Source organism: Brevundimonas sp. AVps31, from assembly GCF_058681355.1.
This window is the reverse complement of the sequence record NZ_CM178736.1, coordinates 724,609-737,107: the sequence shown is the minus strand read 5'-3', so window position 1 is coordinate 737,107 and position 12,499 is coordinate 724,609. Positions and strand designations below refer to the sequence as shown.

12 protein-coding genes are annotated in these 12,499 nt (G+C 69.0%); 6 read left to right on the top strand and 6 right to left on the bottom strand.

The annotated features are described in order from the left end of the window. Nucleotides 1-24: 24 nt before the first annotated feature. The 5 genes from ACW174_RS03465 to ACW174_RS03445 are packed head-to-tail and all read left to right on the top strand — an operon-like array spanning nucleotide 25 to nucleotide 4,454. Nucleotides 25-1,209: an acyl-CoA dehydrogenase family protein gene (locus ACW174_RS03465; protein ID WP_492016309.1), complete on the top strand. Its 1,185-nt coding sequence runs from the start codon at nucleotides 25-27 to the stop codon at nucleotides 1,207-1,209. Nucleotides 1,210-1,213: 4 nt separating this feature from the next. Then, nucleotides 1,214-2,335, top strand: coding sequence for an acyl-CoA dehydrogenase family protein (locus ACW174_RS03460; protein ID WP_492016308.1), 1,122 nt, complete (start codon nucleotides 1,214-1,216; stop codon nucleotides 2,333-2,335). A gap of 13 nt (nucleotides 2,336-2,348) precedes the next feature. Then, nucleotides 2,349-2,714, top strand: a complete 366-nt coding sequence (locus ACW174_RS03455) for a TonB family protein (protein WP_492016307.1) — start codon at nucleotides 2,349-2,351, stop codon at nucleotides 2,712-2,714. 58 nt (nucleotides 2,715-2,772) lie between these two features. Next, nucleotides 2,773-4,068 (top strand): homogentisate 1,2-dioxygenase, encoded by a 1,296-nt coding sequence (hmgA, locus tag ACW174_RS03450; protein WP_492016306.1) that lies wholly within the window; start codon nucleotides 2,773-2,775, stop codon nucleotides 4,066-4,068. Continuing rightward, nucleotides 4,065-4,454: a hypothetical protein gene (locus ACW174_RS03445; protein WP_492016305.1), complete on the top strand. Its 390-nt coding sequence runs from the start codon at nucleotides 4,065-4,067 to the stop codon at nucleotides 4,452-4,454. The genes hmgA and ACW174_RS03445 overlap by 4 nt, the downstream gene beginning before the upstream one ends. 168 nt (nucleotides 4,455-4,622) lie before the next feature. Here the strand turns inward: ACW174_RS03445 and ACW174_RS03440 are convergent, their stop codons facing one another. The 6 genes from ACW174_RS03440 to ACW174_RS03415 all read right to left on the bottom strand — a co-directional run bounded on the left by ACW174_RS03440 (nucleotide 4,623) and on the right by ACW174_RS03415 (nucleotide 11,158). Next, nucleotides 4,623-4,904: a hypothetical protein gene (locus ACW174_RS03440; protein WP_492016304.1), complete on the bottom strand. Its 282-nt coding sequence runs from the start codon at nucleotides 4,902-4,904 to the stop codon at nucleotides 4,623-4,625. 97 nt (nucleotides 4,905-5,001) lie between these two features. After that, complete coding sequence (glk, locus tag ACW174_RS03435; protein ID WP_492016303.1) at nucleotides 5,002-5,979, bottom strand: glucokinase; 978 nt, start codon at nucleotides 5,977-5,979, stop codon at nucleotides 5,002-5,004. A 46-nt stretch (nucleotides 5,980-6,025) separates the two neighbouring features. Further along, nucleotides 6,026-7,918 carry a phosphogluconate dehydratase gene (gene edd, locus ACW174_RS03430; protein WP_492016302.1) on the bottom strand — a complete coding sequence of 631 codons (1,893 nt, stop codon included), beginning with the start codon at nucleotides 7,916-7,918 and terminating at the stop codon, nucleotides 6,026-6,028. After that, the gene (gene pgl / locus ACW174_RS03425) at nucleotides 7,918-8,625 is read right to left on the bottom strand and encodes a 6-phosphogluconolactonase (protein ID WP_492016301.1); all 708 of its coding nucleotides are present in this window, start codon (nucleotides 8,623-8,625) and stop codon (nucleotides 7,918-7,920) included. The genes edd and pgl overlap by 1 nt, the downstream gene beginning before the upstream one ends. Next, the gene (gene zwf / locus ACW174_RS03420; RefSeq protein ID WP_492016300.1) at nucleotides 8,618-10,093 is read right to left on the bottom strand and encodes a glucose-6-phosphate dehydrogenase; all 1,476 of its coding nucleotides are present in this window, start codon (nucleotides 10,091-10,093) and stop codon (nucleotides 8,618-8,620) included. Before zwf ends, pgl begins: the two co-directional genes overlap by 8 nt. A gap of 180 nt (nucleotides 10,094-10,273) precedes the next feature. Beyond that, nucleotides 10,274-11,158 (bottom strand): pre-peptidase C-terminal domain-containing protein, encoded by an 885-nt coding sequence (locus ACW174_RS03415; RefSeq protein WP_492016299.1) that lies wholly within the window; start codon nucleotides 11,156-11,158, stop codon nucleotides 10,274-10,276. Nucleotides 11,159-11,281: 123 nt separating this feature from the next. Between ACW174_RS03415 and ACW174_RS03410 the strand changes: the two genes are divergently transcribed. Next, nucleotides 11,282-12,490 (top strand): NAD(P)/FAD-dependent oxidoreductase, encoded by a 1,209-nt coding sequence (locus ACW174_RS03410; protein ID WP_492016298.1) that lies wholly within the window; start codon nucleotides 11,282-11,284, stop codon nucleotides 12,488-12,490. The last annotated feature ends 9 nt before the right edge of the window (nucleotides 12,491-12,499 follow it).

Genomic DNA, 12,499 nt, shown 5'->3' with positions numbered 1-12,499 from the left:
AAACCGGCAGACGAGGGTTGGAAAATGGCTGATCTGGAAGCGTTCCGCGCCGATGTGCGCGCGTGGCTGGAAGAAAACTGTCCGCCGGAAGTGCGCGGGCCGCTGGATAACGAGGAAGACCGGGTCTGGGGCGGGCGCAACGCCAGCTACAAGACCCCGGCCCACAAGCTCTGGATGGAGCGGATGGGCGCGCGCGGCTGGACCGCGCCGGAGTGGCCGAAGGAATACGGCGGCGGCGGGCTGAGCCGCGAGGAGGCCAAGGTGCTGGCCTCCGAACTGCGCCGCATCGACGCCCAGATGGCGCTGTCGAGCTTCGGCATCTGGATGCTGGGGCCGGCGCTGCTGCAGTTCGGCACCGAGGAGCAGAAGAAGCGCTTCCTGCCCGAGATCGTGCGCGGCGAAATCCGCTGGTGCCAGGGCTATTCCGAGCCGGGCGCCGGGTCGGATCTGGCCAACGTCCAGACCAAGGCCGAGGACCGGGGCGACCATTGGATCGTGAACGGCCAGAAGGTCTGGACCTCCTATGCGGACAAGGCCGACTGGATCTTCTGTCTGGTGCGGACCGATCCGACGGCGCCCAAGCATCTGGGCATCTCCTTCGTGCTGTTCGACATGGCGACGCCCGGCGTGACGACCAAGCCGATCACCCTGATCAGCGGCAAGAGCCCGTTCTGCGAGACCTTTTTTGACGACGTGCGCGTCGAGAAGGAGAACCTGATCGGGACGCTGAACCGCGGCTGGGACGTGGCCAAGGCGCTGCTGGCCCATGAGCGGACGATGATCGGCGCCATCGGCGAGGCGGGCGGCGGGCGGCCGCTGGGTCAGGTGGCGACGGACTCGATCGGCAGCGACGAAGAGGGCCGTCTGGACGACCTGATGCTGCGCGCGCGGATCGCCGAACTGGACGTCGACGCCGCCGCCTTCCGGCTGGCGATGGAGCGGGCCGGCGACCAGATGAAGGCGCGACAGGCCCATCCGGCCATCGCCTCGATGCTGAAATACTACGGTTCAGAGCTGAACAAGCGCCGCCACGAACTGCTGATGGCGGCGGGCGGGTCGGAGGCGCTGGAGTGGGAGGGTGAGCGGTCGCGCAACGGCACGGTCGCCCGCGACTGGCTTCGCACCAAAGCCAACTCGATCGAAGGCGGCACCAGCGAGGTGCAGCTGAACATCATCGCCAAACACCTGCTGCAACTGCCGGGAGCCTGAGCCCATGCCGCTGATCCTGACCGAAGAGCAGACGATGCTGAAGGAGGCCGCCGACGGCTTTCTGAGCGAGCACGCGCCCCTCGCCCACCTGCGCAAGCTGCGCGACAGCCGCGACGCCGACGGGGTGTCGCGCGAGCTGTGGAAGGCGTTCGGCGAGATGGGCTTCGCGGGGGTGATCATCCCCGAGGAACACGGCGGGTCGGGCCTGGGCGCCGTCGAGGCGGGCGTGGTGGCCGAGGCGCTGGGGCGGACCCTGACGCCGTCGCCCTTCATGGGCTCGGGCGTGCTGTCGGCCAGGGTGCTGGTGGACGGCGGCTCGGCCGATCAGCAGGCGGCCTGGCTGCCCCGGATCGCGGCGGGCGAAGCCATCGTGTCGCTGGCCGTGGACGAGGGCGCCAAGCATGCGCCCGCGAAGATCGCCACCGTGGCCGAGCGGGCCGGCAATGGCTTCAGACTGAACGGAGCCAAGGGCTTTGTCCTGGACGGCCACGTCGCCGACGTCCTGATCGTGGCGGCCCTGACCGAGACCGGCCTGACCCTGTTCTTGGTCGATCCGAAGACGAAGGGCGTGGAGATCGAGCGCACGGTGATGGTCGATGCGCACAATGCGGCGCGGGTGACCCTGACCGATGTCGAGGTCGATGCGGACGCTGTGATCGGGACGGTGGACGGCGGCGAAGGCCTGCTGGACGGCGCTCTGAACCTGGGCCGGGCCTGTGCGGCGGCGTCGCTGAACGGGGCCGGGGATCAGGCCTTCCAGACCACGCTGGAATACCTGCGGACCCGCAAGCAGTTCGGCAAGCTGATCGGCGAGTTCCAGGCGCTGCAGCACCGGGCGGCCCATCTGTACAGCGAGATCGAGATCGCCCGTGCGGCGACCATCGGCGCCCTGCAGGCGCTGGACTCCGGCAAGCCGAACGCGGCGCTGGCGGTGTCGGTGGCCAAGGCCAAGGCCGGGCGCGTCGCCGAGTTGGCGGTGCAGGAGGCGGTGCAGATGCATGGCGGCGTCGGCATGACGGATGAGTACGACGTCGGCCTGTTCATGAAGCGGGTGCGGGTGCTGAACGAACTGCTGGGCGATGCGGGGTTCCACCAAGAGAGGATGGCGCGGGCGCAGGGGTTCTGACACGGTGGCGGTCATGCTGATCGCCGCCCTCGCCCTCGTTGCCGCCCTTCAGGATCCGCAGGTCGTGGACGGGGTCATCATTCGACCCGACTGGGTGGAAACGCCTACCGGCGACCAGATGACGCCTGAGGGCGTGCGCAATCCCACGCGGACCGACTACCAGCCGCGCGGTGCGGTTACCTTGCGCTGCATCGTGAAGGCAGACGGGCGGCTGGACGATTGCCGGATCACCGAGATCTCGACGGCCTATCCGGAGCTGGGAATGACGGCCTTTGAGGCGGCGGAGCATTTCCGGCACGCGCCGCGGCTGGCCGATGGACGTTCCGCGGCGGGTATGCCGGTTCTCCTCAAACTTCGATGGGACGTCCTCGGGGAGTGAGCAGGGGTAGTCCGCCGCCCCCCACCCCGCTAAACCTCCCGCAAGGGAGACCGATCACATGACGCGAGCCAACGCGCCTCAGTATCTCAGCGGCTTCGGCAATCATTTCGCGACCGAGGCCGTGCCCGGGGCGCTGCCCGAGGGGCGGAACTCGCCGCAGCGGACGCCGATGGGGCTGTATGCCGAGCAGCTGTCGGGGACGGCGTTCACGGCGCCGCGGAGCGAGAACCGGCGGTCTTGGCTGTACCGCCTGCGGCCCTCGGCCCAGCATCCGGCCTACAAGCCCTTCCCGCAGAAGCTGGTGCGGTCCGGGCCCTTCCATGAGGCGCCGCCGTCGCCGAACCGGATGCGGTGGGACCCGCTGCCGATGCCGAGCGAGCCGACCGACTGGGTCGAGGGGCTGGTGACCTATGGCGGGACCGGGGATGCGGAGGCGCAGGTCGGCGTCGGCATCCACCTGTACGCCGCCAACCGCTCGATGACGGACCGGGTCTTCTATTGCGCCGACGGCGAGCTGTTGATCGTGCCGCAGCAGGGGGAGCAGGCCTTCATCACCGAGATGGGCCGGATTGATGCGAAGCCCGGCGAGATCGTGGTCATCCCGCGCGGCGTGCGGTTCCGGGTCGAGGTGTCCGGGCCGGTGCGCGGCTATGTGTGCGAGAACTACGGCGCGGCCTTCCGCCTGCCGGACCTGGGCCCGATCGGCTCGAACGGCCTGGCCAATCCGCGCGATTTCCAGACGCCGGTCGCGGCCTTCGAGGACGTGGACCGCCCGACCGAGTGCGTGCAGAAATTCGGCGGGCGCCTGTATGTGACCACCTTCGATCACAGTCCGCTGGACGTGGTCGGATGGCACGGCAACTACGCCCCCTGCAAATACGATACGGCCCGGTTCAACACGATCGGGACGGTCAGCTTCGACCACCCGGACCCGTCGATCTTCACGGTGCTGACCAGCCCGTCGGACACGCCGGGGACGGCCAACTGTGACTTCGTGATCTTCCCGCCGCGCTGGATGGTGGCCGAGGACACCTTCCGTCCGCCGTGGTTCCACCGGAACGTCATGAGCGAGTTCATGGGGCTGGTGACCGGCGAGTATGACGCCAAGGAGGGCGGTTTCGCCCCCGGCGGCGCCAGCCTGCACAACTGCATGAGCGGCCACGGGCCGGATCAGGCGTCGTATGACAAGGCCGTCGCCGCAGACCTGAAACCCGTGAAGATCGAGAACACCCTCGCCTTCATGTTCGAGACCCGGATGCCCATCCGGACCACGGAATGGGCGCAAACCTCCCCGACGATGCAGCTGGACTACGACGATGTCTGGACCGGCTTTGAAAAAGGACAAGTGACATGAAGCGCCTGATCATCGCGGCCGCGGCCCTGTTCGCCGCCGCCTGCCAGCCGATGCCCGCGACCGACGCGTCCGCCACCCCCGCGCCGCAGCCGACGCAGGTCAGCGCCGCCGGGACCACCGACGCCGCCCTGTGCGACCGCGCGGGGGGCAAGATGCTGCCGCAGGGGCGGATGCAGTCGGTGCGCTGCGTCCTGACCTATACGGACGCGGGCCAGCGCTGCACGACCGGCTCCGACTGTCAGGGCGATTGCCGGATCGAGGACGTCGCCGGCGCGCCGAACGCGGGCGCCAATGCGGTCGGAACCTGCCAGCGGAGCAGCAGCCGCTTCGGCTGCTACACGACGGTCGAGAACGGCAAGGCGGAGCCGACGATCTGCGTCGACTGAGTGGCGAGTGGGTGATTGGTGATGGGGCGGCCTGGAGAAAGTTCAGGCGCGTAAATCTCCAGCCACTGGCCAGTGGCCACCAGTCACCAATCACCCTTCTTCAGCCCAAGCAAAAGGCCCCGTCGCGAGAGCGGCGGGGCCTTCTTCATTCGTCCGGAGACGAAGGGCTTACTGGGCCGGAGCGGCCGGCGGGGTGGTCATTTCGCCCGACGGGGTGGTGCTCGGCGAGTTCTGGGTGGTCATGCCGCCGTCGGCGTTGCCCGCCTGTTGCTCGATACGGTCAGCCTGGGTGTTCAGGGCCTTTTCTTCGGCCTCGTTCGGGGTCGCGGCGGCCTGGGCTTCCAGCTGGTCAGCCTGGGCTTCGGCGGTCTTGTCGGCGGCGCTTTCGCCACAGGCGGCGAGGCCGGCGAAGGCGACGACAGCGGTGGCGGCGATGATCAGTTTACGCATTTGAACAGTCCCTTTTGTTCACTTCCTGGGACCGATCAAACCAGCGGGACGGAAAAAGGTTCACGCCGACGTGAGCGATGCGTGAACTCTCTTCACATCAGCGTTCGGCCGCGAAGGCCACGCGCGCGGCGCCGAGCAGGGCCGCGTGCTTGTGCAGGATCACATGGGTGGGGATCTCGGCCATATAGTCCTTGAAGCGGCCCTTGCGCTCGAACCGCTCGCGGAAGGGGCTGGTCTTGAGGAAGGGCAGGATGCGCGGGGCGATGCCGCCGGCGATATAGACGCCGCCGCGCGAGCCGGTGGTGAGGGCGATGTCTCCCGCGACGGCGCCGAGGACGGCGCAGAAGCGGGCGAGGGTCGCGCCGCAGTGGCTGTTGGGATTCTCCATCGCCTCGGCGGTGACCTGGGCCGGGTCGTCGATATGGGTCTCGCGACCGTCGATCTCGGCCAGCGCCCTGTGCATGTTAAGAAGGCCGGGGCCGCAGATCAGGCGCTCGATCGAGACGCGGTCGTAGCGGCGGCGCAGGATGCGCAGGATCTCGTCCTCGACCGCGTCGCCGGGGGCGAAGCAGGCGTGGCCGCCCTCGGAGGGCATGGCCAGCTCATTGCCGCGCACGTCCCGCACGAGGGCCGAGACGCCGAAACCGGTGCCCGGCCCGAGCACGGCGATGGCGGCATGGGGGTCGCCCTCCTCCGGGCCGCCCAGCGAGGCGAGCTGATCCTGCGGCACGACGGGCGCGCCCCAGGCCAGGGCCTCGAAATCATTGATCAGGCGCACGGGCTTGAGGCCCAGCGTGCCGAGCTCGGTTTCCGACACGCGCCAGGGCGAGTTGGTCAGGTCGATCTCGCCGTCGGTGACGGGGCCGGCCACGGCGATGACGCCGCCGGTCGGCTTGACCTCGCAGCCGTCGATGAAGGCCTTCACGCCTTCCAGGAAGGTCGGATAGGTCTCGGCCGGAAAGCTCTCATGATGCTCCAGCACCGGCTTGCCGTTGACCATGTGGGCGATGGCGAAGCGGGCGTTGGTGCCGCCGACGTCTCCGACGAGCAGGGTCTTGTCCCAGTTGACGGTCATGGCGTGTCCTCAAATCCCTTGCCGCGCGGCGGCTTGTTCTTGTGTGTCAGGCGTCGACGGCGCGGTCGACGATGTTCGGATCGGGCGGGGTGTCCTCGCTGATCCGCGCACCCGGGGGCACGGCGAAGCAGACGGACGCCCCTTCCTCGGCGGTCGAGACCACATGGCGGAAGGCGCCGAACAGCTCGCGACCATAGCCCCAGGCGGAGCCGGTGGCATGGGCCTCGGTGCGGTGGGCGGCGGGGCGGGCGGTCAGGTCGCTGACGCCGACGGTGGTCAGCACCCCGGCCTCGGCGTCGAGACGGATGATGTCGCCGTCGCGGATGTGGGCCAAGGGGCCGCCCGCGAGGGCTTCGGGGCTGACGTGGATGGCGGCGGGCGTCTTGCCGCTGGCGCCGGACATGCGCCCGTCGGTGACGAAGGCGACCTTGAAGCCCTTGTCCTGAAGCACGCTCAGGGCGGGGGAGAGGCTGTGCAGCTCGGGCATGCCGTTGGCGCGCGGGCCCTGGAAGCGCAGGACCAGAACCACGTCGCGGTTCAGCTTGCCGTCCTTGAAGGCCTGAAGGGCCTCTTCCTGGGATTCGAAGACGGCGGCGGGGGCCTCGACGATGCGGTTCTCGGGCTTGACCGCCGAGACCTTGATCACGGCGCGGCCGAGGTCGCCCTTCACGAGGCGCAGGCCGCCGTCCTTCTGGAACGGGTCAGAGGCGGGCCGCAGGATGTCGCGGTCGAGGCTTTCGGAGACGCCGTCGCGCCAGACCAGTTCGCCGTCGACCATGGACGGTTCCTGGAAATAGGGCTCAATCCCCTGGCCCATGACGGTGACGACATCGGAGTGGATGTGGCCGTGCTCGGCCAGTTCGCGGGTCACGAAGGCGACGCCGCCGGCGGCCTGGAAGGCGTTCACATCGGCCGAGCCGTTGGGATAGACGCGGGCCAGCAGGGGGGTGGCGGACGACAGCTGGTCCATGTCGGTCCAGTCAATCAGCACGCCCGCGGCGCGCGCCATGGCGACCAGATGGATGGCGTGGTTGGTCGAGCCGCCGGTGGCCAGCAGGGCCACGATCATGTTCACCACCGACTTCTCGGAGATGACGTCGGCCATGCGGCATTCACCCGCGCGGGCCAGCTCCACCGCGCGTTTGGCGGCGGCGGCGGTCAGGGCGTCGCGCAGGCCGGTCTCCGGGTGGACGAAGGCGGTCGAGGGCATGTGCAGCCCGCCCAGCTCCATCATCATCTGGTTGGAGTTGGCGGTGCCGTAGAAGGTGCAGGTGCCGGGCGAGTGGTAGCTGCCGATCTCGCTGTCCAGCAGGGTCTGACGGTCGACCTGGTTCTGGGCGTAGAGGGCGCGGACGCGGGCCTTTTCGGCATTGGGGATGCCCGAGGGCATGGGGCCGGCGGGGGCGAAGATCACCGGCAGGTGGCCGAAGGCCAGGGCGCCGATGAACAGGCCGGGGACGATCTTGTCGCAGACGCCCAGCATCATGGCGGCGTCGAAGGCGTCGTGGGTCAGGGCCACGCCGGTGGACATGGCGATGACGTCGCGGCTGAACAGCGACAGCTCCATGCCCGGGCGGCCCTGGGTGACGCCGTCGCACATGGCGGGCGTGCCGCCGGCGACCTGGGCCGTGGCGTTCACCTCGCGCACCGCGTCGCGAATGATCTGCGGAAAGCGCTCGAACGGCTGGTGGGCCGAGAGCATGTCGTTGAAGGCGGTGACGACGCCGACATTGGGCTGGCTGCCCGACATGGCGTTCAGCTTGTCCTTGATGGGGGCGCCGGCGAAGGCGTGGGCCCAGTTGGCGCAGGACAGTTTGGAGCGACCGACGCCGCTGTCACGGGCGGCGTCCATGCGGCGCAGGTAGTCGGTGCGGGTGGCTTGCGAACGCGCCACGATGCGGGCGGTGACCTCAGCCACGACGGGATGCAGCTTGGCCATCAGACGGTCTCCACCCACAGGACTTCGAGCGGGACGTTGGCCGCGATCAGGGCGGCGATGGGGTGGATCGCGGGATCGCCCGCGGCTTCACGCTCGAACACGGCGCGCTTCTGCTTGCCGGTCAGGGCCAGGATCACGCGGCGGGCCTGCATCAGATACGGCAGGTTGATCGACAGGCGCTCCAGGCTGGGCGCCGCGCCGTCGCGGCCGGGGGGCACGCCCAGAACGGTCGGCGGCAGGGTCGGGGTGAGCAGGGTCTTCAGGGTCGGGCTGTGCGGGAACATGGAACAGATATGGCCATCCTCCCCCATGCCGAGAAGGACCGAGTCCAGATGTCCGCCTTCGGCGGCCAGCGCATGGGTGGCGACGATGGCGGCGCGGTCGACGGTGACCTCGGGCGTATAGAGGGGGATGAAGCGGGCGGCGGCGGCCGGACCGGTCAGCAGGGTGCGCTTCATCAGGGCCGCGTTGGAGTCCGGCGAGCTCTCGGGCACGTACCGCTCGTCCACCAGGGTCACGGCGATGTTCGACCAGTCGAGGTCGGCGGTCGCCAGCAGGCGGTAGATCGGCGCGGGCGTCGATCCGCCCGCGCCCGCGAAGACCGCCTTGCCGGTGTCGGCGAGGGCGGCGGCGAGGGTGTCGGTCAGGCGCGCGGCGCAGGCGTCGGCCCAGGCGGCGCCGTCAGAGAAGGTTTCAATCTCAGGCATCACTGGAATTCCATTCCCGGCCCGTGCGCGCCAGCAGCATGTCCGAGCCGTCGGGCCCCCAGGCTCCGGCCACGTATTCCTGCGGCTTGACCCCGCCGTCGGCCCAGGCCTCGGAGACCTCGTCGACCCATTTCCAGGCGGCTTCGGCCTCGTCGCGACGGACGAACAGGGTGTTGTCGCCGTGCAGGGCGTCCAGCAGCAGGCGCTCATAGGCGATCCGGCGACGGGGCGGTTTGTCGCCCCCATTTTTCGTTCCTTGGCCGCCCACGCCCCAGGACAGGCTCATCTTGATCGGCTGAAGCTGCATGCGCTGGTCGAGGCCGGGACGTTTGTTCATCACCGTCAGGGAGATGTCTTCCTCGGGCTGCAGCTCGATGATCATGCGATTGGCCTGCACGTCGCCGCGGTCGTCGCGGTCGAAGATGGAGTGCGGCAGGGGCTTGAACTGGATGACGATCTCGGTGCGCTTCTCGGGCAGGCGTTTGCCGGTCCGCATGAAGAAGGGCACGCCCGCCCAGCGCCAGTTGTCGATGTCGGCGCGGATGGCGACGAAGGTTTCGGTGTCGGAGTCCAGACCCCGCTCCTCATCATAGCCCTTGACCGGCTGGCCCTCGCTCTCGCCCGCGACGTACTGGCCGCGCACGGTGACGCGCTCGGCCTCCTCGTGGGTGATGGGGCGCAGGGAGCGGAGCACCTTGACCTTCTCGTTGCGGACCGAATCCGGATCGAGGTCGGACGGCGGCTCCATGGCGACGAGGCAGAGCAGCTGGAGCATGTGGTTCTGCAGCATGTCCCGCAGGGCGCCGTATTCGTCGTAATAGGGCCAGCGGTCGCCGACGCCGACCGTCTCGCCGATGGTGATCTGGACGTGGTCGATCGACAGGTTGTTCCACAGCGGCTCGAACACGGTGTTGCCGAAGCGCAGGGCGATCAGGTTCTGGACCGTCTCCTTGCCGAGGTAATGGTCGATGCGGAAGACCTGATCCTCGCGGAAGGCCTGCCCCACGGCGTCGTCGATCTCGCGGAAGCTCTTCAGGTCGCGGCCGACCGGCTTCTCCAGCACCACGCGGCAGTTCCGCCCGGCCAGGCCGGCGGCCTTCATGGCGGTGACGATGCGGGCGTAGAGGGAGGGAGAGACGGCGAGGAAGGAGGTGACCTCGCCATCGCCGCACCTGTCCTTCAGCGGCTTGAGGCTGTCGGCGCTAGTGGCGTCGACGGGCAGGTAGTCGAGGCGGGCCTCCATGCGGGCCCAGGCCTCATCGGACCAGGCGTGGTCCGCCTTCGCCTTGCCTTCGACAGAGGCGCGGACCTTGCCGACGTATTCGTCACGGCTTTCGTCGGAGCGGGCGGCGCCGATGATCTTCAGATCGTCGGGCAGCAGGCCGTCGTGTTCGAGGAAATAGAGCGAAGGCAGAAGCATCCGCATGGCGAGGTCGCCGCCACCGCCGAACAGCACAAGGGCCGCCATTCGTGCTCCTTCACTCAATGAACCCGTCGGGATGAAGGGTCTTTGGCCGCTTCCGCCCGCATAGCCAACCGTTCCGCATGGCTCTGAAACACCATGTGACGGTCAAGCTGGAAAGCATTGCGGGCGTCAGGGTCAATCCCCGACGCCCGCCAGCGGTTCCGAAATCCGGAAGGGTCGGCCTTACGGCACTTCGGTAATGAGCAGGGTGGCGGGCTGGGTGCCGCCGCCGTAGGTGCCGACCCAGATGTCGTAGGTGCCCGACGCGGGCTTGGCGAAATAGACCTGGGCGTTGGTGCCGCCGCCCGAGTCGTCGTCGCAGTACCATTGGCCGTCAGGCCCGTTGACCACCAGGGTGGTGTCCGTCCCGGCCTCGGTGCGGATGGCCAGCGGACGGGCGCCGGCCGAATAGCTGATCTGATAGTCCGGCGCGGCGGCGATCGAGCCCTGGCATTCCGACGAGACGTTGGACGCCGCGAGCATGCCGCCCGCGGTCAGGGACACGCGGTGCGGATCGGGCATGAAGCCGTTGGCCAGGTTCACCTCGCCAAAGGTGGCGGTCAGGCTGGTGTCGGGCGAACCGCTGCTGGTCGGGGCGGCGCTGCCGCCGCTGCCGAGTTCGGAAATGTTCAGGGTCGCCGAGGCGGTGCCGCCGCCGTAGGTGCCGACCCAGATGTCATAGGTGCCCGCCGCCGGATTGCTCCAGTGCAGCATCGGATTGCTGTCGCCGTTGGAGTCGTCGTCGCACGACCACTGGCCGTTCGGGCCGTTGACCACCAGCGTCGTGTCCGCCGACGAATTCACATAGATGTAGAGCGGCAGCGAACCGGCGTCATAGGTCAGCTCATAGTCCGGGGCGCGGGCGATGGAGCCGCGGCAGCCCGAGCCGAGGTTGGAGGCGTCGATGTTGCCGCCCGCCGTGAGGCTGACGCTGCGGGGATCGCCCGAGAAGGCCGAGCCCAGACGGATCGATCCATAGGTGGCGGTGGCCGAGGTGTCCTGCGCCTGCGCGGTCGGCGCAATGAGCATCAGGGCGGCGGTGGCGGCGATAAGGGACCGGACCAGCATTTCTTTATTCCCCCGGGAATAGTTGAGCTAACGACGTTTGCACGGCAGGGCCGGTCCGACAAGGCAGGGACCCTTCGCAGGACCCTCTTGGCGGAAACGCGAGGATCACACTACTTGCGAAACATGACGAAGGTTCTGATCATCGGCGCGGGACACGCGGGCGGCACGGCGGCGGCGCTGTTGCGGCAGTACGGGCATGAAGGTCCGATTGTGCTGGCGGGCGAGGAAACCGCGCCGCCCTATCAACGCCCGCCGCTGTCGAAGGCGTGGCTGAAGGGCGAAGCCGATCTGGAGGCGCTGCTGCTGCGCCCCGAGAGCTTCTATGTCGAACAGGATATCGACCTGCGGACGGGGGTGACGGCGACGGCGGTCGATCCGGCGGCGAAGACGGTGACCTTCGCGGACGGGACGGTCGAAGCCTATGACGTGCTGATCCTGGCGACGGGATCGACGGCGCGGCGGCTGGCCGTTCCGGGCGCGGACCGGCCGGACCTGCTGGAATTGCGGACGCTGGCGGACGCCGAACGGCTGAAGGCCGCGCTGGGGCCGGGCCGGCGGCTGGCGGTGGTCGGCGGCGGCTATGTGGGTCTGGAAGCGGCGGCCTCGGCGCGGGCGCTGGGCGCGGATGCGGTGGTCATTGAGCGGATGGACCGGGTCCTGGCCCGCGTCGCCTCGGAAACCCTGTCGGCCTTCTTCACCGAACATCACCGCAAACACGGGGTCGAGATCCTGACCTCGGCGGAGGTGACGGCCTTCGAGGACGGCGGCGTCCGGCTGGGCGACGGACGACTGATCGCGGCGGATGCGGTGCTGGTCGGCGTCGGGGCGCTGGCGAGCGAGCATCTGGCGCGGGCGGCCGGACTGGCCTGCCTGAACGGGGTGGTGGTGGATCAGGAGGCGCGGACCTCGGATCCGTCGATCTTCGCCATCGGCGATGTGACCTATCGGCCGGTGCCGGTTCACGGCGGGGCAATGCACCGGCTGGAGAGCGTGCCCAATGCGCTGGAGCAGGCCAAACAGGCGGCCTCGGCCATCGTCGGCCGCACCGCGCCCACCCCGGAAGTGCCGTGGTTCTGGTCGGACCAGTACGAGGTCAAGCTGCAGATCGCGGGCCTGCCGGGCGAGGCCGACCGTCAGGTGGTGCGCGGTGATGTGGAGGCGGGCGCCTTCGCCGTCTTCCATCTGGCCGGGGACCGGATCGTCTGTGTCGAGGCCGTCAATGCGCCCGCCGAGTTCATGGCCGGGCGGATGATGATCGGCAAACAGACCCCGGTCGACGCCGGGCGACTGGCGGACACCGCGGTGACGATGAAGGCCGTGGCGGCGGCCTGAGCCGGGGGC